This window comes from Lysobacter arseniciresistens ZS79, from assembly GCF_000768335.1.
GTDB classification, from domain to species: domain Bacteria; phylum Pseudomonadota; class Gammaproteobacteria; order Xanthomonadales; family Xanthomonadaceae; genus Novilysobacter; species Novilysobacter arseniciresistens.
Window position 1 is genome coordinate 21,896 of record NZ_AVPT01000021.1, and the last position, 23,295, is coordinate 45,190.

Consider the following 23,295-nt stretch of genomic DNA (forward strand, 5'->3'; position numbering starts at 1 on the left):
CGACAACAGCTACACCACCAGCTGGCTGACCGTGTCGGGCCGCAGCGGCTATGCCCCGGCGACCACCCGCGTCGACGTCGACATCCGCCACAGCTACCGCGGCGACCTGAAGGTCGAGCTGATCGCGCCCGACGGCAGCGCATACCTGATCAAGGCTGCCAACAGCCGCGACAGCGCCGACAACGTCATCGGCTACGCGACCCTCGATCTGTCGAGCGAGCAGCTCAACGGCCGCTGGACGTTGAAGGCGACCGACAACTGGACCGGCGACACCGGCTACATCAACAGCTGGGGCATCACGTTCTGATCCAGCGTAACGGCTGACCCTGGAAACCCGCCGCAAGGCGGGTTTTCTTTATCCGGCAATGCAGCCAGGAGGCGGCGCGCGCACTCCGGCCGGCACAAAAAAACCCGCCGTGAGGCGGGTTTTTGGTGACTCGAACAAGCCGGAAGGCTTACTTGATCTTTCCTTCCTTGTACATCACGTGCTTGCGAACGACGGGATCGTACTTCTTCATCTCCATCTTGTTCGGCGTGTTTTTCTTGTTCTTGTCGGTGGTGTAGAAGTGACCGGTACCGGCCGAAGAGATCATGCGGATCTTGTCGCGCTTGCCTGCCATGATTCAGTCCTCCTCAGATCTTTTCGCCGCGTGCGCGGAGATCGGCGAGGACGGCGTCGATGCCGTTCTTGTCGATGGTGCGCAGGGCCTTGGTGGAAACACGCAGCTTGATCCAGCGGTTCTCGCTGGCGACCCAGAACCGGCGTTCGTGCAGGTTGGGCATGAAGCGGCGGCGGGTCTTGTTCATGGCGTGCGAGACGTTGTTGCCGGTCGTCGTTCGCTTGCCGGTTACTTGGCATACACGGGACATACGCACCTCGAAAGGTAGTTGGGGCTTCCCTTGGCCAGGGAGGCGGCGGCCCTGCCAGCCGCGGGTTCCGCGGTGGCGCGCGATGCAGGTGGTGGAACCCGCCACGCAGGGCGGTTGCTGGAACCGGCGGGCCGGAATCGCGCTTCCGGAGGGCCGCCTCGCCGACCCCCGTGGGGCGGCTGGACACAGCGAGCCGGGCATTGTCGCGGTTTTTTCGACGTGGGGCAAGCGCCCCGGCGGGCGGACTAGCCGGCGCCGTCGCCGCGCAGCCGCTCCAGCACGCCGTCGAGCGAGTCGAGGTCGCTGTAGTGGATCACCAGCCGCCCCTTGCCACCACGCCCGTGCAGGACGTTGACCTTGGTGTTGAGCGACTCCGAAAGCTCGCGCTCGAGGCTGACGATGTCGGCCTGCGGCTTGGCCCGGGCCGGCTTGGCGCGCTTGCCCTCGGGCACCTTGCCGAGGGCGAACTGCTGCGCGCGGTGCTCGACCTCGCGCACCGACCAGCCGTGCTCGGCGGCGTCGGAGGCGAGCTTGCTGGCCAGTTCCGGCGACAGCGTCAGCAGCGCGCGGGCGTGGCCCATCTCCAGCCGGCGGCTCTCGACCAGCGCGCGGATCACCGGCGGCAGCTCCAGCAGGCGCAGCAGGTTGGACACCGCCGCGCGCGAGCGGCCGACGGCACCGGCGGCCTGTGCATGGGTCAGGTCGAACTCGTCGATCAGGCGCTGCAGCGCGGTCGCCTCTTCCAGCGGGTTGAGGTCCTCGCGCTGGATGTTCTCGATCAGCGCCATCGCCACCACGGTGCGGTCGTCGACCTCGCGCACCACCACCGGGATCTCGGCCAGGCCGGCGCGCTGGCTGGCGCGCCAGCGGCGCTCGCCGGCGATGATCTCGTAGGTGCGCGAGCCGCGGTTGCCGTCGCGCACCTCGCGCACGACGATCGGCTGGATCACGCCCTGGGCGCGGATCGACTCGGCCAGCTCGTCGAGCTTCTCGTCGTCCCAGTGCTTGCGCGGCTGGTACTTGCCGGCGGTCAGTGCATCGACCGGCAGGTGGCGCAGGGTGTCGCTGCCGGTGGCCTCCAGCGACGGCGCCTCGGCGGCGGCCTTCGGCCCGAGCAGCGCCTCCAGCCCGCGGCCGAGCCCGCGCTTCTTGGCGGCGGCACCCTTGGCCGGCGCCTTGGCGATGGTCTCGTCTGCACTCATGCGGTGGCCTCCTGCGGCTGTGGCGTGGCCTGCTGGCGCTCGCGCTGGCGGCGCAGCACCTCGCCGGCCAGGCCGAGGTAGGCGATGCCGCCGCGGCTGGCCTTGTCGTAGCCGACGATGCTCTGGCCGTGGCTGGGTGCCTCGGCCAGGCGCACGTTGCGCGGCACGATGGTGCGGAACACCTTGTCGCCGAAATGGTGGGTGAGCTCGGCCGAGACCGCGTTGGCGAGGTTGTTGCGCACGTCGAACATGGTGCGCAGCACGCCTTCGATCTCCAGCGCCGGGTTGAGGTTGGCCTTGAGCGCCTCGATCGTGTCGAGCAGGGCGCTGATGCCTTCCAGCGCGTAGTACTCGCACTGCATCGGCACGATGATCGAGTCGGCCGCGGTCAGCGCGTTGAGGGTCAGCAGCGACAGCGCCGGCGGGCAATCGACCAGGATGAAGTCGTAGTCGCCGGCGACCGGCGCGAGCGCCCGCTTGAGCTGCTGTTCGCGGCCGTCGACGCCCATCAGGCGGATCTCGGCGGCGGTCAGGTCGATGTTGCCCGGCAGCAGGTCGAAGTCCTCCGGCGCGCGCACGATCGCCTCGCGCGCGGCGGCCTCGCCCAGCAGCACCTCGCAGACCGAGGTCTCCAGCTCGCGCTTGTCGACGCCGCTGCCCATGGTGGCGTTGCCCTGCGGGTCGAGGTCGACCAGCAGCACCTTCTTCGGCGTGCGCGCGAGCGCGGCGGCAAGGTTGACCGCGGTGGTGGTCTTGCCGACCCCGCCCTTCTGGTTGGCGACGGCGATGATGCGGGCCATGCGGCTCGTCCCCGATTCTGTGGTGGTTCTGTGTGTGCGCAGGACGGCGCGTGGCGCCGGTCGGACAGGCGATTATGCCCGCCTCGGCCGGGGCTTGCCCGAACGGGGCCGACGGTGCCGATGCTCGCGCGTGCCGGCGGCGGCCGGCGTGACTGCGGTCACGGCCGCGCGGATGCGTCCCGGTCGTCGTTGCGGCCAACCACCACCAGGTGGCGTTCGGCGGCCAGGCCGGGGACCCGCAGCGGGTGCGATTCGAGCATCGTCCAGCCGGCGGGCAGGGCGGCGATCTCGTCGGCGGGGTAGACGCCCTTCATCGCCAGCAGGCGGCCGCCGGGGCGCAGCAGGTGGCCGCCAAGCTCGACGATCAGCGGCAGCGTCGCCAGTGCGCGCGCGGTGATCGCGTCGTAGCGGCCGGGCTCGTCCAGCGCCTCGATGCGCGACTGGGCCACGCGTACGTCGGCCAGCGACAGCCTGCGGATCGCCTCGCGCATGAAGCGCGCCTTCTTGCCGTTGCTCTCGACCAGGGTCACGCGCAGGCCGGGCCGGGCGATCGCCAGCGGGATGCCGGGCAGGCCGGCGCCGGTGCCGAGGTCGGCCAGTGTGCCGCCGGCCGCGGCAATGCCGGCGACGAACGGATGCATCGCCAGCGAATCGAGCAGGTGCTTGTCGACCATCTCCAGCGGGTCGCGCACCGCGGTCAGGTTGTAGGTGCGGTTCCAGCGCAGCAGCAGCGCGAGGTAGTCCAGCAACGGCCCGGCCAGCGCGCGGTCAAGGCCGAGCGTGTCGAGGCCGGCGGCGAGGTGGGTATCGAGTTGCGTGCGCAGCGCGGGCGGGAGGGCGTCGTTCATCGGCGCGATTATGCCGCGGGCGCCGCCGGCGGCCGCCGCCACGCGAGTGCGCCGAGGTAGCCGGGGGCCGGCCGCAACTGCCGCAGCTGCCAGTCGGCCGGTGCGCCGAGGGCGGGGTCGCAGCCGGCCAAACGCGGCTCGCCGTCGTCGTCGATCACGATGTGCAGACGGTCCAGCCCGAACGACAGCCCGCGCCCGTGCGCCTTCAGCACGGCCTCCTTGGCGCACCACAGGCGGATGAACGCATCGGTGCGCGTCGATGGCGGCCGCGCGGCCAGCCAGTCGGCCTCGCGCGGGTCGAAGAAGCGCCGCGCCAGTTCCCCCGCGCGCGGCCGCGGGCGCAACCATTCCAGGTCGACCCCGACCCGCAGCCGGTGGCCCAGCGCCACCAGCAGGCCTTCGCCGCTGTGGCTCCAGCTGCAGTCGGCGTCGTCGAGCGGCGGCCCCAGTTGCGGGCGGCCGCGGCCGGTCCGGGACAGCGGCAACGTTATGGCGTCGTGTCCCAGCTGCGCCGCCAGCCAGGCCCGCGCGAGTGGCTCGGCACGGGCGCGGCGCGGCAACGGCAGGAACGTCCAGCGCGGCGGCGGTGGCGCAGACAGGGACATGAAAGCTCGGTTGGCGCGTGGCCGGCGGGCCAGCGTAAGCTAATCCACAGGGGGCGGCGTGGCCGCAGGAACACAGAAGAACAATGTCCGCGGTGATTGAAACCACTGCCGCGCAGGTCGCCTCGGGCGCGCGCGCGGCGTTGACGATGGGGGCGCCCGGGCGTGCGATCGCGTTCGACGCCCGCGGCGACATCCTGCTTGAGCAATTCCGCCGCGAGGTCCGTGGCGTGGCCGCGACGCTGCCGGCGGCGCCGTACGCAATCAACCTGTGCGAGGACCGCTACCGGTTCCTGGTCGCGTTCTGCGCGGCCGCCTCGCGCGGGCAGGTCACGCTGCTGCCGTCCTCGCGCGCCGCGGCGGTGGTCGACGAAGTGCTGGCCGCGCACCCCGGCAGCTACTGCCTCGGCGACCAGCCGCTCGATCCGGTGCCACCGCATTACACCTGCCTGCCGCCGCAGCTGCCGCAGCTCGACGGCGGCCCGCTCGACATCGCCGCCGACGCGCTGGTCGCGATCGGCTTCACCTCCGGCAGCACCGGCCAACCGAGCGCCAACCGCAAGCACTGGAGCTCGTTCCGCCGCAGCACCGCGCAGAACCTCGCCGCGCTGGCCGACCTGCTCGATCGCCACGGCAGCACCCACGTGGTCGCCACGGTGCCACCGCAGCACATGTACGGCATGGAGATGTCGGTGCTGCTGCCGCTGCTGGGGCCGGTCGCGGTGCACGGCGCGCGGCCGTTCTTCCCGCAGGACGTCGCCCGCGCGCTGGCCGAGGCGATCACCCCGCCGCTGCTGGTGACCACCCCGGTCCACCTGCGCGCGCTGCTGGAATCGGGCATCGGCCTGCCTCCGCTGGCCGGCATCGTGTCGGCGACCGCGCCGCTGCCGGCCGAACTGGCGCAGGCCGCCGAGGTCCGCTTCGGCTGCGAGGTGCGCGAGGTGTTCGGCTCGACCGAGACCTGCGTGTTCGCCCGCCGCCGCACCGCGGTCGAGACCGCCTGGACCCTGCTGCCGGGCGTGCGCCTGGCGCCGCAGCCCGATGGCACCGCGGTGCACGCGCCGCACCTCGACCACCCGGTGGTGCTGGCCGACCTGGTGGAACTGTGCGCCGACGGCCGCTTCGAGCTGCGCGGCCGCAACGCCGACCTGCTGGAGATCGCCGGCAAGCGCGCCTCGCTGGCCGACCTGACCCGCAAGCTGCTGGCGGTGCCGGGCGTGGTCGATGGCGTGGTGCTGCAACTGGATGCCCGCGACGGCGCCGGCGTGCGCCGGATCGCCGCGCTCGCGGTGGCTCCGGGGCTGGACGCCGCGGCGATCCTGGCGGCGCTGCGGCGCCAGGTCGACCCGGTGTTCCTGCCGCGCCGGCTGCGTTGCGTCGACACCCTGCCGCGCAACGACACCGGCAAGCTGCCGCGGCACGCGCTGCTGGCCCTGCTGGAGGGGTGACAGACCGCCCGTTCAGGCGGCCGTGGCGGCGCCCGTTAATTCCCCACATCGCCGTCACGTGGGCCTATACAGACTGAAATCCGCCCCCACGCAGGGGTGCGTTCCCACCCTCTGTAACGGACCAAGGAGACACAACCATGATGGGTATCATCATTTGGCTGATCGTTGGCGGCATCATCGGCTGGATCGCCAGCATGATCATGAAGACGGATGCGCAGCAGGGCATCTTCCTGAACATCATCGTCGGCATCATCGGCGCCTTCCTCGGCGGCTGGATCGGCAGCATGCTGGGCCTGGGTGGCGACATCAACGACGGTGATTTCAGCCTGTCGGGCCTGTTGCTGTCGCTGGTCGGCGCGATCATCCTGCTGGCGATCGTCAACCTGTTCCGCCGCGGCCGGGTACGCTGAGTCCGGCTGTAAGGTGGATCGAAAAGCCCGGCACCCCGCCGGGCTTTTTGTTGCGGCCCGCGTCATGGCTCCGCGCGGGCCGCGGAAACCGGCACGGGCCGAACTGACGGGTCGGGCAAGGTCGCCCGCGGCGGTCGATGCGAAGATGCCGGCTGGCCCCGGAACCCGAGTCGCCCGTGAACCTCCGCCATCCAGTCCTGTTCGCCTGCATCACCGCCGCCCATCTCGCGCTTGCCGCCCCGGCCGCGCTCGCCGACGCGCCGGCATCCGCGCAGGCCGCCGCCACGGACGCCGCGGCCGCGCCCAGTGCCGCCGACCGGCAATTCACCGCCATCCATGAACGCGAGTGGGAGTGGCGCCGGCAGCAGTTCGGCATGGCCGACGAGGACAGCGCCGGCGATGACGCCCGGCATACCCTGCCGTCGGTCGACCCGGCCAGCCAGGCCGCGCGGCTGGAGGTCTGGGAAGGCGTGCTGGCCGAGCTCGACGCCCTCGCCACCACCGCGCTGTCGCCGGAGAACCGCATCCACCTCGCGGTCTACCGCCCGCAGATCGAGAACCTCGCCGCCGAGGTGCGCTTCCGCGGCTACCAGATGCCGTTCAACTCCGACTCGTCGTTCTGGTCGAACCTCGGCTTCATGGCCCGCGGCGACTTCGACGGCGTCGGCGACTACCGCGCCTACATCGACCGCCTCGCCGACGTGCCGCGCTACTTCGACCAGCAGATCGCCAACATGCGCGACGGCCTGGCGCGCGGCTTCAGCGTGCCGCGCGCGGTGCTCGACGGCCGCGACGTATCGATCGCGATGGTGGCCGAACTCGACGACCCGACCGCGTCGTCGCTGTACGAACCGTTCAACAGGCTGCCGGCGACGATCCCGGCCGACGTGCAGGCGCAGCTGCGTGCCGACGCCCGCAAGGCGATCGCCGAGCGCGTGATCCCCGCCCACCGCGAGCTGCTCGCGTTTTTCCGCGAGGAGTACGTGCCGCAGGCCCGACCCACCCTCGGCGCCTCCGAGCTGCCCGACGGCGAGGCGTACTACCGCCAGCAGATCCGCGAATACACCACGCTCGACCTCTCGCCCGACGAGATCCACCGCATCGGCCTCGCCGAGGTCGCCAGGATCCGCGCCGAAATGGACAAGGTGATCGACAGGACCGGGTTCGACGGCAGCTTCGCCGAGTTCCTGCACTTCCTGCGCACCGATCCGCAGTTCTACGCCAAGACCCCGCAGGAGCTGCTCAACCACGCCGCCTGGATCGCCAAGCGCATCGACGCGGTGGTCGGCGACTACATCGGCACCCTGCCGCGCGCGCGCTTCACTATCGTCCCGGTGCCGCCGGAGATCGCGCCGTTCTGGACCGCCGGCCGCGGCGGCAACAACACCTACTGGCTCAACACCTACGACCTGCCGTCGCGCCCGCTGTACAACCTGCCGGCGCTGACCCTGCACGAGGCCTCGCCCGGCCACGCGCTGCAGGGTGCGCTGGCCGAGGAGCAGAAGGCGCTGCCGGACTTCCGCCGCCACACCTACATCTCCGCCTTTGGCGAGGGCTGGGGCCTGTACGTCGAGAAGCTCGGCGAGGAAATGGGCATCTACGAAACCCCGTACCAGCAGTTCGGACGCCTGACCTACGAGATGTGGCGCGCCTGCCGGCTGGTGATCGATACCGGCGTGCACGCCAAGGGCTGGACCCGCGAGCAGGCACTGGCCTACCTGCGCGACAACACCGCGCTGAGCGAGCACGAGGTCACCACCGAGGTCGACCGCTACATCTCGTGGCCCGGCCAGGCGCTGAGCTACAAGCTCGGCGAGCTGGCGATCGTGCGGCTGCGCGGCGAGGCCGAGCAGGCGCTCGGCGCCGACTTCGATATCAAGGCCTTCCACGACATGGTGCTGGCGCTGGGCTCGGTGCCGCTGCCGGTGCTGGAAACGCAGGTGCGCGCGTTCATCGCGGACCGCGCGGCCGCGGCGAAGGAGAAATCCGCGGCGAAGACCGCGGCGCGCTAGTCGTCCGAATCGCCCGGGCGGGCGACGTCGAGCAGGTCTTCCAGCTGGCCGAGCACGGCGTCGTCGCGGATCACCCGCTTGAGCCAGGCGTGCAGGGGCATCTCGCCCCAGTGCGCGGCCTTGTCGGCGAGGTAGGCGACCGGGCTGTGCGGCTCGGTGCGGCGGAACCAGTTGGCGACGTTGCGCAACTGCGCGATCGCCTCGGCGCGGCTGGTGATCTCGCCGTTGCGTGCGGCCGGCGCCGCGGCCGCGGCGGTGCCGGGCGCGGTGCCAGGTGCGGCCGGCGCGTCGTCGGCGAGGTCGACCAGCACGCCGGCCTCGCGGGCGAAGCGCTGCACGGTGTCGTCGAGCCGGGCCAGCTGGTCGCGCAGCGCGGTGAAGCTGGGACCGTCCTGGCCGAGCCGTTCGTCGACCACCTGCTCCAGCGCGGCCAGAGATTCCTGGCACAGCGGCATCGCGTTGCTCAGCTGCAGGTAGAACTCGTGCGGGGTATCGCGGCGCGCGGCTTCCATCGTCTCCAGCGTCGGGCCGTCGCCGTCGTCGCCCTGGCGCGCGCGCGCGGCCTCGAAGTCGGCCAGGCCGAACCGGCCCTGCGGCGCGCGGGTCAGCGGGACCTGCCGCAGCCAGTCGCCGGAATGGCCGATCAGCCACACCAGGTTGCCGATGCGCTGCTCCAGGTCGCCGTCCTCGACCGCGGGATGGACATCGTCCCAGTAGCGCTCGCACAGCCCGGTCAGCAGCCGGTAGCCGGCGGTCAGCCCCTCGATGCCGTGGTTGCGCGCCTGCGCCTCGGTCCACCACACCGCCAGCCGCAGGTCCTTGCTGCGCTCGCGCAGCAGCTGGCTGCACTGGCGCGCGACCGCCGGCCAGTCGGCGGTCTTGAGTTCGGTCACCCACTCGCCCTGTTCCAGCGACGGGTCATCGGCGCGGCGCGCCTCCTGGATGGTGTCGTACTCCAGCGAGAACGACAGGTCCTCGCCGGTCGGGCGGCTGTCGGAGACGGGCTGCAGCAGGGTGTCGAAATCGAGCATGGCGGTCCGGGCGGGGTGGCCGCCCGCTCGGGTCAGGGCAGGGTGATGGTCAGGTGGGCGGTGCGCTCGGGCAGCTGCACTACCTTGTCGTAGCCGGCCAGCTGCTGGCCGGTGTCGCGCTCGAGCAGGGCGGCGATGCCGAAGTAGCCCAGCAGGCCGACCCCGGCCAGCACCGCGGCCGGCGCCCAGAGCGGCATCACCCGGCGCAGCGCGTGGGTGACCTGGTCGGGCGGTGCGCGGTGCGGCGCGAAGCCGGTGCGGCGGCCTTTCAGGTAGACGATCTCGTCGCCGAGCCGTGCCACCAGATAGCCGAGCTTTTCCGGCCCTTCCAGCCGGTACTTGCCCTCGAAGCCGAGCAGCAGGCAGTAGTGGTAGACCTCCAGCGACGGCAGCCGCGGCGCGCCCTGCGCGCGCAACTCCTCCAGCCGGTCGAAGAAGTGCTCGCCGGCGAGGTGCTCGCCGAACAGCCGCAGTTGCAGCGGGTTGCATTCCCACGCATCGCGCAGCGGCGAGGGCTGGGTCAGCATCGCCTCGTCGACCGCGGCGCAGAATGCGTACTTGGCCGCGTAGACATCCTCGGCGGCGATGCCGAGGCGGTTGGCGCCGCGCTCTACGCCGTCGAGGAAACGCTGCACCGCGTCGACGAACGACTTCTCCGAGACCGGCAGCCGGCCGCGCTTGAGCAGCATCAGCAGGTAGAAGCCGTCGCCCATCAGGTCGAGCAGGCTGCGCGGGTTGGCCGCGCCGGTGCCGGCGGGCGCGGCCTGGGCCGGCGAGAGCGACGGCATGTGCCGGGGAACGGGCGGTTGCGGGTATTCCATGACTTCCGTGTCCGAGAGGGGGTTACGCGGTCAGCGCGATCAGTTCGAGCTTGAGGTCGCGGATGCCGGCGGGGACGTAGATCATCAGCGACTGCGACTTGAGCATGCGTTCGTACAGCGGCCCGCGCGGCTCGACCTGGAAATACTGCGAGCCGGGCCGGACCGGGATCGCCGACGGCACCTGCGCGGCATGCAGCAGCTTGAGGCCGGGCAGCGCCGACAGCACGCACTTGTCGACATCGTCCGGCGCGCCGAGCTTGAACCGTACCGGCACCGTCTGCACCAGCTCGGTGCCGGGGAGGTCGGCGCCGACCGCGAGGTACAGCGCCGAGCGCTCGTCGATGCGCTGCGAATCCAGCCGCGCCAGGTGGAACGACGGCTTGACCTCGTTCAGCGCGATCGAGAAGTAGCGCTCGGAGATCACCGTGCCGAGCAGGTCGCGGACGATCCCGAACAGCTGCTCGAAGCCGGCCTCGGGCTGGTCGTGGCGGTAGGCCGGCAGGTCGGCCAGCGAGTGCTCGCCGGAGAAGGTCAGAAGGCCGCCGGCCAGCCGCAGCAGCTCCTGGTGCAGGCGCTCGGGATGCAGGCCGGGATGGCGGAACAGGTGCGACAGCGCGGCGAAGCCGGCGTTGACCGTGTGCAGCAGCCAGAACGAGGCGATGTCGCCGGAGCGGAACTCGATCACCGACTGCGACGGCGCGCGATGCAGGCCGTGCAGCGCCTCGGTCTTGGCCTGCAGGTTGTCGAGCAGGCGGCGCAGTTCGGCCAGCAGCGCCGGCGCGGCGCCGATGCCGAGCGCCGGCGGCAGGAAGTCGTCGTCGAGCTCGAACCCCGCGGCCGCGGTGCGGCGCACGCGCGCGACCGGCACGGTCACGTACGGGTCGCGCGGCTCGTCATCGGTCAGCAGCCGCACGCTCTTGCGCAGGTAGGCCATCTCGGCCTCGCCGGCGTCGGTATAGAGGTCGGCGGTCGGGTGGTTGCTCTGCTGGTAGCGGGTCGCCACCCGGCCATCGCCGCCGCCGCAATTGCCGCCGTGCTCGCGCAGCAGCGGCAATGCCAGGTGGATGGTGGTGGACTGCACGCCGGCCGGCAGGTCGCCCAGCGCCAGCGGCTCGGGCAGCTCGTCCGCGGCCGGCGCGTCGTACAGCTCGCCGTCGGGGAACACCACCGACAACCGCTGCGCGCGCAGGGTGCCGCTGGCCAGCGACTGCGGGTCGAAACGCAGCTCGCGCACGCCCCAGGCGTAGGGATGCATCGCACTGGCGAGCGCCTGCAGGCGCGCCTCGTGGTAGGCGTCCTGGCGCTGGAAATGCTGCGGGCGCAGGAACAGGCCCTCGCCCCACAAAACCTTCGACATCCGGCTCATCGCGATCCTTGCTGGCTGTTGCTCCGTCGCATCCGCGGCCCCGGGAGGCGGCGGTGCGGGCGGCAGGGTACTACATCCGGTCAGCGGCCCGGCGTTCCGCACCGGCTCGACGACAGCATGTGCGCGCCGCTGGCGAGGCCGGTCAGGAGGGTGCTGCTGCTGGTGGTCATCGCGCAGCCGTGCAGGCCGACGGTGATGCCGTCGGCGGTCGCGCGTCGCGCGTCGAAGGTCAGCCGCCAGCGCGTCTGCGCCGGCTGGCGGAACAGCGCGACCACGCCCAGGTGGGTGCCGTCGGCAGCCAGCGGCTCGATGAACTCGTGGCGCTGGCCCGGCGCCAGCAGCACCTCGGTCACCCGCACCAGGTCGTCGCCGAGCACGTCGCGTTCGCGCTGCTCGTCGATGAAGACGTCGAACGCGGCCTGCTCGAACCGCTCCGTGGCGCGCAGCTGGTACACGCGGACCACCAGCGAGGCGGCGCGTCCGCCGTCGCCGGCGTTGAGGTTGTCACCGGCGTGCAGGCGCACCGGCAGCAGCGCAGGTCGCGCCTGCAGGGGTTCGAGGCCGACCGACTGAAGGGTCGAGGACACCGCCTCGCGGAAGCCGCCGTCGCTGGCGCAGCCGGTGGCGACCAGCAGAAGCAGCGCGGGCAGGAATTTCAGCGCGGCCGCGCGCAGCGCGCGCGCGGCGTGATTCGATCGTCCATCCATGGTGCATCTCGCTCCGTCGAGGCCGCCTGTACCGGGCCGTTTGGCCGGGATTTGCACAGTCGGCCGTCCGTGGTGAAGAATACGCCCGCCGGGGTCGTGCGACTCCGGCGGAACCCAAGGCTACTATACCCAGCCAAGGTGCCTTCAAGTGTCCGCCCCGCGAGCGCTTGAGTCATGGAGATCTGCCGCACACGCACCGTGCGCGCCCACAAGGAGAGTGTCGGATGAAACCCGTTCGCCCGTGTGTCCCGTTCCGCCTGCTGGTTGCCGCCGTGCTGGTGGTGGCCCTGTCCGCCTGCGCCTCGTTGGGCCGCAAGGACGGCGGTGACTACGCTGCCCTGCTGGCCCAGGCCGAGACCGATGTCACCGCCGGCCGCGTCGAGACCGCGCTGGTCGCGTTCGACCAGGCCGCGATGGCCGACCCCACCCGCAAGGAGCCGTGGCTGCGGATCGCGCAGCTGCAGTTCGACGCCGGCAACTACGGCCGCGCGATCGTCGCCGCCGAGGAAGTGCTGCACCGCGACCCCGACGACGCCGTCGCCGACAGCGTGTTGACGGTCGCGGGCCTGCGGATCGCCTCGCAGTCGCTGCAGCGCCTGCAGGGCAACGGCGCGCTGGCATCGGCCACCGCCCGCACCGAGGCCGAGCGCCTTGCCGAGACCATGCGCGCGACCATGGGCGATTCGATCCTCGCCCAGGAAGAGCCCGAGCCGGTGCGCCGCCGCGCCACCCGCCGCCGCGCACCCGCTGCCGCACCGGCCCCGAAGCCCGCGGCCAAGCCGGCCGTCGCCAACCCGTTCGGGTCGCTGGGCGGCTGAGCCGTCCCGCATCAAGCAGTTCGTTCGTCAGGGAGACGATGAAATGTCCAAGAAGGAAAGCATCCAGAAGCGCCTCGAGAAGGTGCGTCCGCCGCGTGTCCAGCTGACCTACGACGTCGAGAAGGGCGACGCCATCGAGCAGAAGGAGATTCCGTTCGTGGTCGGCGTGCTCGGCGACTTCAGCGGCCAGCCGGAGCAGCCGCTGGCGCGCCTGAAGGACCGCAAGTTCGTCAACGTCGACCTCGACAATTTCGACGAGGTGATGGAGGGCATGGCGCCGCGCGCGCAGTTCCGCGCGCCCAACACGCTGGCCGGAGACGGCAGCGAGATCGCGGTCGAGCTGAAGTTCAACTCGATCGACGACTTCCGTCCGGAATCCGTGGTGCAGCAGGTCGAGCCGCTGCGCAAGCTGCTCGAGGCGCGCTCCAAGCTGGCCGACCTGCGCAACAAGGTCGCGGGCAACGAGAAGCTCGAGGACCTGCTCAACGACGTGCTCGCCAACACCGAGCAGCTCAAGCAGCTCGGCCAGGCCGAACCGGCCGACCAGGAGTAAAGCCATGAACGCACAGGCAAGTGCAATGCAGGCGGGTGCCGGCGCGGCCGAGCTCGGCCTGCTCGACCAGATCGTCGAAAAGAGCAAGGTCGCCAAGTCCGACGCCGAGCACCAGCGCGCCCGCGACATCATCTCCGAGCTCGCCCGCGAGGTGCTCAAGGGCACCGTGGTGGTGTCGGAGAACCTCAACCTGACGCTCGACGCGCGCGTCGCCGAGCTCGACCGGATGATCTCCGAGCAGCTCACCGCGGTGATGCACGCGCCGCAGTTCCAGCAGCTGGAAAGCACCTGGCGCGGCCTGCACTACCTGTGCGGCCAGACCTCGACCGGCGCCCAGCTCAAGATCAAGGTCCTCAACGCGCCCAAGAAGGACGTGGTCAAGGACTTCAAGTCGGCGATCGACTTCGACCAGAGCGCGCTGTTCAAGAAGGTCTACGAGGAAGAGTTCGGCACCTTCGGCGGCTCGCCGTTCGGCGCCCTGCTGGGCGACTACGAGATCGGCCGGCAGCCGGAGGACATGTACTTCATCGAGCAGATGTCGCACGTCGCCGCCGCCGCGCACGCGCCGTTCATCTCGGCCGCCAGCGAGGACATGTTCGGCCTCGAGAGCTTCACCGAGATGGGCAAGCCGCGCGACCTGGCCAAGGTGTTCGACACCGTCGAGTACGCCAAGTGGAAGTCGTTCCGCGACTCCGAGGACAGCCGCTACGTCGGCCTGACCCTGCCGCGCTTCCTCGGCCGGCTGCCGTACAACCCGAAGGACGGCACCACCGTCGAGGGTTTCAACTACGTCGAGGACGTGGCCGGCGACGACCACTCCAGCTACCTGTGGTGCAACACCGCGTACGCGTTCGGTGCGCGCCTGACCAGGGCGTTCGAGGACTTCGGCTGGTGCGCGGCGATCCGCGGCGTCGAGGGCGGCGGCCTGGTCGAGGAACTGCCGACCCATACCTTCCGCACCGACGACGGCGAGGTCGCGCTCAAGTGCCCGACCGAGGTCGCGATCACCGACCGCCGTGAGAAGGAGCTGTCGGACCTGGGCTTCATCCCGCTGGTCCACTGCAAGAACACCGACTACGCCGCCTTCTTCGGCGCGCAGTCGGCGCAGAAGCCGAAGAAGTACAACACCGACGCGGCCAACGCCAACGCGTCGCTGTCGGCCCAGCTGCAGTACATCTTCGCGGTCTCCCGCGTCGCCCATTACCTCAAGGCGATGATGCGCGAGAAGATCGGCAGTTTTGCCTCGGCAGGGAACGTCGAGGATTTCCTCAACCGGTGGATTGCCCAGTACGTGTTGTTGGACGACAACGCGACGCAGGAAGCGAAGGCGCAATTTCCGCTGCGAGAGGCTTCGGTGCAGGTGTCGGAAGTCCCCGGCAAGCCCGGCGTGTACCGCGCCGTGTCGTTCCTGCGCCCGCACTTCCAGCTCGACGAGCTGTCGGTATCGCTGCGACTGGTGGCCGAGCTGCCGGGAGGCAACAAGTAGCGGCGTCTTGCGGTACGCGGTAGCAAACAGGCCACAGAGTCTGGTGTGGTTGGCAGTTCGCAATGGCTGTAAACCGCGCCGGGACGTCGTCGACCGACGGCGGAACCGGCACCACTCTCACGGAAGAACGGAACAAAGGAAACCAGATCATGCAACACGCATTCCTCACCATCGACACCATCAAGGGCGAGTCCAAGGACGCCGAGCACAAGGACTGGATCGAGATCGAGTCGTTCAACCAGGACGTCCTGCAGCCGCGTTCGGCGACGGCGTCCAGCGCCGGTGGCACCACCGCCGCCCGCGTTGAAATGACCCCGATCGAGATCAACAAGCGCATCGACCTGTCGTCGACCGCTCTGTTCCAGGCCTGCGCCAACGGCACCACCTTCCCGAAGGCCCGCATCGAGTTCATGCGCGCCGACAAGGACGGCAAGGCGATCAACTACTACACGATCGAACTGCTGAACGTGCTGGTCCACCGCGTCTCGACCGCGCTCGGCCACGACGGCATGCCGTCGGAGCAGGTCGCGCTGAGCTTCGGCGCCATCAAGTGGTCGTACACCCAGCAGAAGCAGGGTGGCGGTACCGGTGGCAAGACCGTTGCCCAGTGGAGCAACACCAACAACAAGCCGACCTACACGGTCTCTTGATGTGTTGATGCGGTGGCGGCTCCGGTCGCCACCGCACTGCAGCCGCCGGATGGCTGCGGTGATCACGGCGGACAGGACATGAAAGGATTCGAGCCCAGCCTGCTGGAGAAGCTGTTCGATGACGAGCCGCGCGCAACCGCGCCGAGCCGCATCTTCAAGTCGATATCACTCGACCAGTACAAGGAATCGGTCGCCCGCGACCTCGAAGGCCTGCTCAACAGCCGGGCCGCCTTCGACGAGGCGATGCTGAAGGAATACCCCAACTGCCAGAAGTCGCTGATGACCTACGGGTTGCGCGACTTCTCCACCCGCAGCCTGGCCAACGGCCATGACCGCGCCGAGATCTGCCGGTTGCTGGAGCAGTCGATCGCCCGCCACGAACCGCGCCTGCACAACGTCCGGGTCACCCTGGAAGGTAACGGTCGCGGCGTCGGTGGCCTGCATTTTTCGATCCACGCCCTGCTCGACGTGCAGCCGGCGCGCGAACCGGTCAGCTTCGACGCGATGCTGCAGCCGAGCACGCTGCAGTACTCGGTCAGCCGGCTGCGCCGCGCCGTGGCGGCGTGAGCGGCGCGTGGACGTGATCGCCTGAAATGGAAGACCTGCTGCCCTACTACGAGCGCGAGCTCGCCTTCCTGCGTCGCTACGGCCGCGAGTTCTCCGAGCGCTACCCGAAGATCGCCGGGCGCCTGCTGCTGTCCGGCGACGGCAGCCAGGACCCGCATGTCGAGCGGCTGATCGAATCGTTCGCGCTGCTCAGCGCGCGGGTCAGCAAGAAGATCGAGGACGACTACCCGGAATTCACCGAATCGCTGCTGGAGGTGCTGTACCCGCACTACCTGCGGCCGTTCCCGTCGTGTTCCATCGCCCGTTTCGATATGGGCCCGGCGCTGGCCCAGCTGACCGCGCCGGTGACCATCGAGCGCGACGCGCTGCTGCATTCGCGCAGCGTGCGCGGCGTGACCTGCCGCTTCCGCAGCGCCTACGACGTTACCCTTGCGCCGGTGCGGGTACGCGCCGCCCGCTACCGCGGCATCGCCGATGCACCGATGGCGACCGCGCTGCCGGCGGGCGCCGGCGGGCAGATCTCACTGTCGTTCGAGCTGGTCGGCGAGACCGCGAACGTCGATGCGCTCGGCCTCGACACGCTGCGCCTGTTCATCGACGGCGAGCCGTCCTTCTGCGCGGCCATGCGCGACGCGCTGGCGTTCGGGGTGCGCGCGGCCTACCTGGAACCGGCCGACGGCGGCCGCTGGGTCGCACTGCCGGGCAACCCGCTGCGGCAGGTCGGCTTCGCCGACGACGAGGCGCTGATCGACTTCCCCGAGCGCTCGCAGCCGGCCTACCGGCTGTTGACCGAGCTGTTCGCGTTCCCCGAGAAGTTCGGCTTCTTCGACCTCGACCTGCGGTCGATGAAGCACCACCCCGGCGGCAGCTTCACCGTGCACCTGGTGATGGCGGCGCAACCGCCCGGCCACCCCGCCGCGCGCATCCTCGAAGGGCTGCAGCGCGACCACGTGCAGCTGGGCTGCACGCCGGTGGTCAACCTGTTCGCCCAGCACGGCGAGCCGATCCGGATCAACCACCGCAGCACCAGCTACCCGGTGGTCGCCGACGCCCGCCGCGCGTTCGCCTACGACGTGTTCTCGATCGACTCGGTCAAGCGCGTGCGGCAGACCCCGCAGGGCGAGAAGGTCACCGAGTTCCGGCCGTTCTACTCGCTCCACCACGGCGAGACCCCGGACGGCACCGGCCACTACTGGCTGGCGCGGCGCGACGAGCGCGTCGCGCGCAGCAGCCCCGGCTTCGAGACCGAGCTGTCGTTCGTCGACCTCGACTTCAACCCGGTGCAGCCGCAGACCGACGTGGTCAGCCTCGAACTGACCTGTAGCAACCGCGACCTGCCGGCGCACCTCGCCTACGGCGTGCAGGGTGGCGACCTGACGATGGAGGGCGGCGGCCCGGCGCGTTCGATCGCGCTGCTGCGCAAGCCGAGCCAGCCGATGCGCTTCGAGCGCGGCCGCGGCGTGCAGTGGCGGCTGATCTCGCACCTCGCGCTGAACCAGCTGTCGCTGAGCCAGGATGGCCTGCCGGCGCTGAAGGAGATGCTGCGGCTGTACGACATCGCCCGCACCAGCGTGTCGGGCCGGCAGATCGAGGGCATCGTCTCGATCGAACACCGCTCGACCAGCGCGTGGCTGCCGGGCAAGCACTTCGCCAGCGTCGTGCGCGGGGTCGATATCCGGCTCGGCATCGACGAGGCGGCGTTCGTCGGCCACGGCATCGCCGCGTTCGCGCGCGTGCTCGACCACTTCTTCGGCCTGTACGTGCACGCCAACAGCTTCACCCGATTGACCCTGGTCTCGGCCACCAGCGGCGAGGAACTGCTCCGATGCGAACCGCGCAGCGGCGAATCGATCCTGGTGTAGCGCAGCAGCTGCTCGCCCGGCCGCAGCGCTTCGAGTTTTTCCAGGCGCTGCGGATCCTCGAGCGGCTGTTCGCGCGGCAGGGCGTCAGGCCCGACGAGGTGCTGCCGGGCCGGCTGCGCTTCCGCAACTCGATGTCGATGGGGTTCCCGGCCGGCGAGATCGAGTCGGCGCAGGCGTTCTCCAGCGACGGCACCGAGCTCGACCGCGACGCCGCCGTCGAGCACGCGGTGACCATGGAGGACCTCGGCGAGGTCCACCTGACCCCGTCCTTCATCGGCCTGCTCGGCAGCCACGGCGTGCTGCCGCTGCACTACACCGAGAGCCTCGCCAGCCGCGAGCTGTACCAGCGCGACCGCGCCGCCCGGGCGTTCCTGGACATGTTCAGCAACCGCGCGGTGGCGCTGCACTACGCGGCGTGGAAGAAGCACCGGCTGGCGTTCCAGTACGAACTCGACAGCAACGAGCGCTTCCTGCCGCTGGTGACGTCACTGGCGGGCCTCGGCCTGCCGGGCCTGCGCAACCGGCTGCACGAGGGCGAGGGCGCGGTGTTCGACCAGGCGGTGGCGCACTACGCCGGGGTGATCCGGCAACGGCCGGTGTCGGCGGTGATGCTGCAGCGGATCCTGTCGGACTACTTCGCCGTGCCGCTGAGGGTCGAATCCTTCGTTGGCGCCTGGTATCCGGTGCCCGAGGCCCAGCGTACCCGCCTCGGTGTCGGCAACGCCGCGCTCGGCAGCACCGCGCTGGCCGGCGAGCGCGTCTGGCAGCGCGACCTGCGCATGCGGCTGTGGTTCGGCCCGCTCGACCGCACCCGTTTCGACCAGCTGCTGCCCGGCGGCAGCGCGGCGAAGGCGCTGGCGCGGTGGCTGACCCTGCTGACCGGCGCCAGCCTCGAGTACGAAGTGCGGCTGAGCCTCAAGCCCGGGCACCTGCGCGGTGCGTCGCTCGGCGCGGCCGGCGTGCGGCTCGGGTTCGACAGCTACCTGTGCTCGAGCCCGCCCGCGAGTCCGCGTTCGGACACCCGCTACGGCATCCACACCCTGCAATGACGGCCGCCGACCCGGCCGCCCACACACCTTCCGGAGCAACACGCATGGAGCGCATCGCATGAGCATCAACCTCAAGACCCTGATCGGCAAACTCAACGACACCTGCCGCCAGTCGGCCGAACGCGCCGCCAACCTGTGCCTGTCGCACGGCCACTACGAGGTCGACCTGGAGCACCTGTTCCTGGCGCTGCTCGAACACCCGCGCGGCGACGTCGCCCTGATCGCCCAGCGAAGCGGAATCGGCCTGGACGGGTTGCGGCGCGACATCGGCAACGAGCTGGCGCGCTTCAAGCAGGGCAACGCGCGCACGCCGGTGTTCAGCCCGCACCTGCCGACGTTGTTCGAGCATGCCTGGCTGATCGCCTCGCTGGACTCGCAGACCACCCGCATCCGCAGCGGCCACCTGCTGCTGGCGCTGCTGACCGAACCGGGGCTGGCGCAGCTGGCGTACCGCGGCTCGGCCCAGTTCGCGAAGATCAAGCGCGACGAGCTCAAGCACAATTTCGCCAAGCTGACCGAGGGCTCCAGCGAGGCCGGCGACGTGCGCTTCGCCGATGCCGGCGCCGGGGTTGAAGGCGAGACCGAAACGCCGCCCGAGCCCGGCCTGTCGAAGACCCCGGCGCTGGACCAGTACACGACCAACCTGACCGCGCGCGCCCGCGACGGCCACGTCGACCCGGTGGTCGGCCGTGACGCCGAGATCCGGCAGATGATCGACATCCTGCTGCGGCGCCGGCAGAACAACCCGATCCTCACCGGCGAGGCCGGCGTCGGCAAGACCGCGGTGGTCGAGGGCCTGGCCGCGCGCATTGCCGAGGGCGACGTGCCCGACGTGCTCAAGGCGGTCGAGCTGCACGTGCTCGATCTCGGCCTGCTGCAGGCCGGCGCCAGCGTGAAGGGCGAGTTCGAGAACCGCCTCAAGGGCGTGATCGACGAGGTCAGGAAGAGCCCGCACCCGATCGTGCTGTTCATCGACGAGGCCCACACCATGATCGGCGCCGGCGGCCAGGCCGGCCAGAACGATGCCGCCAACCTGCTCAAGCCGGCGCTCGCCCGCGGCGAACTGCGCACCATCGCGGCCACCACCTGGAGCGAGTACAAGAAGTACTTCGAGAAGGACGCCGCGCTGGCCCGCCGCTTCCAGGTGGTCAAGGTCGAGGAGCCGTCCGAAGTGCTGTGCGCGGCGATGCTGCGCGGCATGGTGCCGCTGATGGAGAAGCACTTCGGCATCCGCGTGATGGACGAGGCGATCACCGAGGCGGTACGCCTGTCGCACCGCTACATCAGCGGCCGCCAGCTGCCGGACAAGGCGGTCAGCGTGCTCGACACCGCCTGCGCCAGGGTCGCGCTGGGCCAGAGCGCGACCCCGGCGATCATCGAGGACACCCGCAAGCACCTCGACCGGCTCGCCGCCGAGATCGCCGCGTTGCGCCGCGAGACCGCCGGCGGTGCCAGCCACGATGAGCGGCTGGCCGAACTGCTGGCGCAGCAGTCACAGGCGCAGGCGGTGCTGGCCGACAGCGAAAAGCGGCTGAAGGCCGAGAGCGACATCGCCGGCAGGATCCAGGCATTGCGCGCGGAACTGGAAGCAGGCGATGACGCCGCTGGCGCTGCGGCGCCGGAGCAGCCTCGCACCGACGCAGGCGACGCCGGCGGCACCGCGGTTGCCACCAGGCCGAAGACCGCGAAGTCGAAGAAGGCCGCCAGCGCGCTCAGCCCCAGGCTCGCCGAACTCGACCTGCTGCGGGCCGAGCTGCGCGCCTTGCAGGGCGAAGCGCCGATGGTGCCGCTGCAGGTCGACGGCGGCATCGTCGCCGAGATCGTCAGCGCCTGGACCGGCGTGCCGCTGGGCCGAATGGTCAAGGACGAGATCCGCACCGTGCGCAACCTCGCGCCGTTGCTGGCCGAACGCGTGATCGGCCAGGACCACGCGCTGGAGGCCATCGCCCAGCGCGTGCGTACCGCCTCGGCCAAGCTCGAGGACCCGAACAAGCCGCGCGGCGTCTTCATGTTCGTCGGCCCCTCCGGCGTCGGCAAGACCGAGACCGCGCTGGCACTGGCCGACATCCTCTACGGCGGCGAGCGCAAGCTGGTCACCATCAACATGAGCGAATACCAGGAGGCGCACAGCGTCTCCGGCCTCAAGGGCAGCCCGCCCGGCTACGTCGGCTACGGCGAGGGCGGGGTGCTGACCGAGGCGGTGCGCCGCAACCCGTACTCGGTGGTGCTGCTGGACGAGGTCGAGAAGGCCCATCCGGACGTGCTGGAGATGTTCTTCCAGGTCTTCGACAAGGGCCAGATGGACGACGCCGAAGGCCGCGAGATCGACTTCCGCAACACGCTGATCATCCTGACCAGCAACATCGGCAGCTCGCAGATCATGCAGGCCTGCCTCAACAAGCCGGCCGCGGAGATCCCCGCCGCCGACGCGCTGGCCGAGGCGCTGCGCCCGGTGCTGATGAAGACCTTCAAGCCGGCCTTCCTCGGCCGCATGAAGGTGGTGCCGTACTACCCGATCAGCGACGACGTGCTGGCGCTGATCATCGCGCTCAAGCTGGGTCGCATCCGCGACCGCGTCGAGGCCAACCACAAGGCCGTGTTCGAGTGGGACGACAGCCTCGTCGAGGCGGTGCTGCAGCGTTGCACCGAGGTCGATTCGGGCGCCCGCAACGTCGACCACATCCTCAACGGCACCCTGCTGCCGGAGATCGCCGAATCGGTGCTGGCGAAGATGGCCGAGGGCGAGCGGGTCGCGAAGATCAAGGTGAGCGCCGGCAAGAAGGGCGACTTCAAGTACAAGGTCGCGTAGCCGGGTATCATTCGCGCAGACTGGTTCCGCATGGATGCGGGGCGGCCCTCACGGCCGCCCGGCGAATCGCAGGGAGCGAACAGCCATGGATGTCCTCGCAACGATCTTCGCGGCGCTCGGCGCCGGGCCGAAGCAGCACGACCGGCTGCTGCGGCTGCACACGCCGCTCGGCCCCGAGGTGCTGGTGGCCGAGAGCCTCGACGGTGTCGAGGCGCTGGCCCCAGCCCCCGATGGCACGGCCGGGTTCCGGTTCGAGCTGACCGCGCTGTCGGTCGACGCCCACCTCGACCTGTCCGAACTGCTCGGCCAGCCGGTGCTGCTGGAGCTGCAGACCGCCGCCAGCTTCAGCGAGCTGCGCCCGTTCCACGGCCACGTCACCGCGTTCGAGCGCATCGGCAGCAATGGCGGGCTGGCGCGCTACCGGCTGGTGGTCGAACCGTGGCTGGCGCTGCTGCGCCGGCGCGTGGACAGCTACGTGTTCCAGGACATGACGGTGGTCGAGATCGTCGAGTCGGTGTTCGCCGACTACGCCGCGACCGGGCGCATGGTGCCAGCCTGGCGCTGGGAGCTCGCCGACCGCGCGGTGTACCGCAAGCGCAGCCTGGTCACCCAGTACGAGGAGAGCGACCTCGCCTTCATCGAGCGCCTGCTGGCCGACGAAGGCCTGTTCTACTGGGTCGAGCACGAAGGCGCGCCAGGCGATGACAGCCTCGGCGCCCACACGGTGGTGATCGCCGACCACAACGACGCCTTCGCCGACCTTGGCGCGGTGCGCTTCCACCGCAGCGACGTGACCGAGCGCGACGACGGCATCCGGCACTGGTCGGCCGCGCACCGCTGGCAGACCGGGCGGCTGAAGCGTGCCAGCTGGGACTACCGCCGGCTCGACACCCGAGATGCAGAACTCGACGGCGACGCCCACGGTGCGGTAGTCGCCGAGGACAGCGACATCGCCGGCCCCTACGCGTGGCCGGACCGCGCCACCGGCGAGCGCCACCTGGAGCGGCAGCTGGAAGCGCTGCAGGTAAGCCGCGCGTCCATCGAAGGCGGTGGCAGCTGGCGGCGGCTGGGTGCCGGCGGCTGCTTCGCGCTGACCCGGCATCCGGGCGTCGATGCCGACGGCGCGTCGGGCAACCGCTTCGCCTGCCTGCAGCTGCGCCACCGCGCCCGCAACAACCTCGGTGCCGACGTGCTGGCGCAGGTCGAACAGCAACTGGGCCGCGCCGGGCTGCCGTCGCTGGCGTTGCCGGCGGCGCTCGGCCACGAGGCCGCGGCTTCCGTCGCCGCCGACGCGGCAGAAGTCGACTTCTACCAGAACAGCTTCACCGCGCTGCCGGCGGCCACGCCGTTCCGCGCCCGCACCACCGACGGCCACGGCCTGCGC

Annotated in this window: 22 protein-coding genes and 1 pseudogene; 13 read left to right on the forward strand and 10 right to left on the reverse strand. The window is 70.5% G+C overall.

Annotated features, from left to right (window positions below):
- Positions 1-73: 73 nt before the first annotated feature.
- Positions 74-307 (forward strand): annotated as a pseudogene (locus N799_RS15990) (proprotein convertase P-domain-containing protein); the annotation flags it as partial.
- Positions 308-455: 148 nt separating this feature from the next.
- Here N799_RS15990 and rpmG read toward each other — a convergent pair.
- The 6 genes from rpmG to N799_RS10400 form a co-directional block, all read right to left on the reverse strand.
- Complete coding sequence (rpmG, locus tag N799_RS10375; protein WP_203225050.1) at positions 456-623, reverse strand: 50S ribosomal protein L33; 168 nt, start codon at positions 621-623, stop codon at positions 456-458.
- Positions 624-633: 10 nt separating this feature from the next.
- Positions 634-870, reverse strand: a complete 237-nt coding sequence (gene rpmB, locus N799_RS10380; protein ID WP_036211982.1) for a 50S ribosomal protein L28 — start codon at positions 868-870, stop codon at positions 634-636.
- Between the two features lie 245 nt (positions 871-1,115).
- Positions 1,116-2,072 carry a ParB/RepB/Spo0J family partition protein gene (locus N799_RS10385; RefSeq protein WP_036211985.1) on the reverse strand — a complete coding sequence of 319 codons (957 nt, stop codon included), beginning with the start codon at positions 2,070-2,072 and terminating at the stop codon, positions 1,116-1,118.
- The gene (locus N799_RS10390) at positions 2,069-2,872 is read right to left on the reverse strand and encodes a ParA family protein (RefSeq protein ID WP_036211988.1); all 804 of its coding nucleotides are present in this window, start codon (positions 2,870-2,872) and stop codon (positions 2,069-2,071) included. The genes N799_RS10385 and N799_RS10390 overlap by 4 nt, the downstream gene beginning before the upstream one ends.
- Before the next feature lie 158 nt (positions 2,873-3,030).
- On the reverse strand, positions 3,031-3,720 hold the full coding sequence (rsmG, locus tag N799_RS10395) for a 16S rRNA (guanine(527)-N(7))-methyltransferase RsmG (protein WP_036212025.1): 690 nt from the start codon (positions 3,718-3,720) through the stop codon (positions 3,031-3,033).
- Positions 3,721-3,728: 8 nt separating this feature from the next.
- Entirely contained in the window at positions 3,729-4,325 is a 597-nt protein-coding gene (locus N799_RS10400) for a 4'-phosphopantetheinyl transferase family protein (protein WP_052101455.1), read from the reverse strand.
- 146 nt (positions 4,326-4,471) lie between these two features.
- Here N799_RS10400 and N799_RS10405 point away from each other — a divergent pair, with 146 nt between their 5' ends.
- The 3 genes from N799_RS10405 (at position 4,472) to N799_RS10415 (ending at position 8,192) form a co-directional block, all read left to right on the forward strand.
- Positions 4,472-5,770 (forward strand): AMP-binding protein, encoded by a 1,299-nt coding sequence (locus tag N799_RS10405; RefSeq protein WP_238978912.1) that lies wholly within the window; start codon positions 4,472-4,474, stop codon positions 5,768-5,770.
- A 140-nt stretch (positions 5,771-5,910) separates the two neighbouring features.
- Positions 5,911-6,180, forward strand: coding sequence for a GlsB/YeaQ/YmgE family stress response membrane protein (locus N799_RS10410; protein WP_036212034.1), 270 nt, complete (start codon positions 5,911-5,913; stop codon positions 6,178-6,180).
- Positions 6,181-6,356: 176 nt separating this feature from the next.
- Complete coding sequence (locus N799_RS10415; protein WP_238978905.1) at positions 6,357-8,192, forward strand: DUF885 domain-containing protein; 1,836 nt, start codon at positions 6,357-6,359, stop codon at positions 8,190-8,192.
- On the opposite strand, the gene tssA is transcribed toward N799_RS10415, so the two are convergent.
- The 4 genes from tssA to tssJ form a co-directional block, all read right to left on the reverse strand.
- Positions 8,189-9,223 carry a type VI secretion system protein TssA gene (gene tssA, locus N799_RS10420; RefSeq protein ID WP_036211991.1) on the reverse strand — a complete coding sequence of 345 codons (1,035 nt, stop codon included), beginning with the start codon at positions 9,221-9,223 and terminating at the stop codon, positions 8,189-8,191. The two genes, N799_RS10415 and tssA, sit on opposite strands and share 4 nt — an antisense overlap.
- 32 nt (positions 9,224-9,255) lie before the next feature.
- Positions 9,256-10,044, reverse strand: a complete 789-nt coding sequence (gene icmH / locus N799_RS10425) for a type IVB secretion system protein IcmH/DotU (RefSeq protein WP_036211994.1) — start codon at positions 10,042-10,044, stop codon at positions 9,256-9,258.
- A 22-nt stretch (positions 10,045-10,066) separates the two neighbouring features.
- Entirely contained in the window at positions 10,067-11,401 is a 1,335-nt protein-coding gene (tssK, locus tag N799_RS10430) for a type VI secretion system baseplate subunit TssK (RefSeq protein WP_036212040.1), read from the reverse strand.
- An 89-nt stretch (positions 11,402-11,490) separates the two neighbouring features.
- Complete coding sequence (gene tssJ / locus N799_RS10435) at positions 11,491-12,117, reverse strand: type VI secretion system lipoprotein TssJ (RefSeq protein WP_081974965.1); 627 nt, start codon at positions 12,115-12,117, stop codon at positions 11,491-11,493.
- Between the two features lie 224 nt (positions 12,118-12,341).
- Here tssJ and N799_RS10440 point away from each other — a divergent pair, with 224 nt between their 5' ends.
- From N799_RS10440 to N799_RS10480, 9 genes are all read left to right on the forward strand, one after another.
- Positions 12,342-12,935 carry a tetratricopeptide repeat protein gene (locus N799_RS10440; RefSeq protein WP_203225049.1) on the forward strand — a complete coding sequence of 198 codons (594 nt, stop codon included), beginning with the start codon at positions 12,342-12,344 and terminating at the stop codon, positions 12,933-12,935.
- Positions 12,936-12,978: 43 nt separating this feature from the next.
- Positions 12,979-13,488: a type VI secretion system contractile sheath small subunit gene (tssB, locus tag N799_RS10445; protein WP_036211997.1), complete on the forward strand. Its 510-nt coding sequence runs from the start codon at positions 12,979-12,981 to the stop codon at positions 13,486-13,488.
- A 4-nt stretch (positions 13,489-13,492) separates the two neighbouring features.
- Positions 13,493-14,974 carry a type VI secretion system contractile sheath large subunit gene (gene tssC / locus N799_RS10450; protein WP_036212000.1) on the forward strand — a complete coding sequence of 494 codons (1,482 nt, stop codon included), beginning with the start codon at positions 13,493-13,495 and terminating at the stop codon, positions 14,972-14,974.
- Positions 14,975-15,123: 149 nt separating this feature from the next.
- Complete coding sequence (locus N799_RS10455) at positions 15,124-15,624, forward strand: Hcp family type VI secretion system effector (protein ID WP_036212003.1); 501 nt, start codon at positions 15,124-15,126, stop codon at positions 15,622-15,624.
- Between the two features lie 78 nt (positions 15,625-15,702).
- On the forward strand, positions 15,703-16,191 hold the full coding sequence (gene tssE, locus N799_RS10460; protein WP_036212006.1) for a type VI secretion system baseplate subunit TssE: 489 nt from the start codon (positions 15,703-15,705) through the stop codon (positions 16,189-16,191).
- A gap of 26 nt (positions 16,192-16,217) precedes the next feature.
- A complete protein-coding gene (gene tssF, locus N799_RS10465) occupies positions 16,218-18,053 on the forward strand; it encodes a type VI secretion system baseplate subunit TssF (protein ID WP_036212008.1) in 1,836 nt (611 codons plus the stop codon).
- Complete coding sequence (gene tssG, locus N799_RS10470; RefSeq protein WP_036212010.1) at positions 18,017-19,102, forward strand: type VI secretion system baseplate subunit TssG; 1,086 nt, start codon at positions 18,017-18,019, stop codon at positions 19,100-19,102. Before tssF ends, tssG begins: the two co-directional genes overlap by 37 nt.
- 58 nt (positions 19,103-19,160) lie before the next feature.
- Positions 19,161-21,911 (forward strand): type VI secretion system ATPase TssH, encoded by a 2,751-nt coding sequence (gene tssH, locus N799_RS10475; protein WP_036212013.1) that lies wholly within the window; start codon positions 19,161-19,163, stop codon positions 21,909-21,911.
- An 85-nt stretch (positions 21,912-21,996) separates the two neighbouring features.
- Positions 21,997-23,295 (forward strand): type VI secretion system Vgr family protein (locus N799_RS10480; protein ID WP_036212016.1); only part of this gene is annotated, 1,299 nt, incomplete at its 3' end.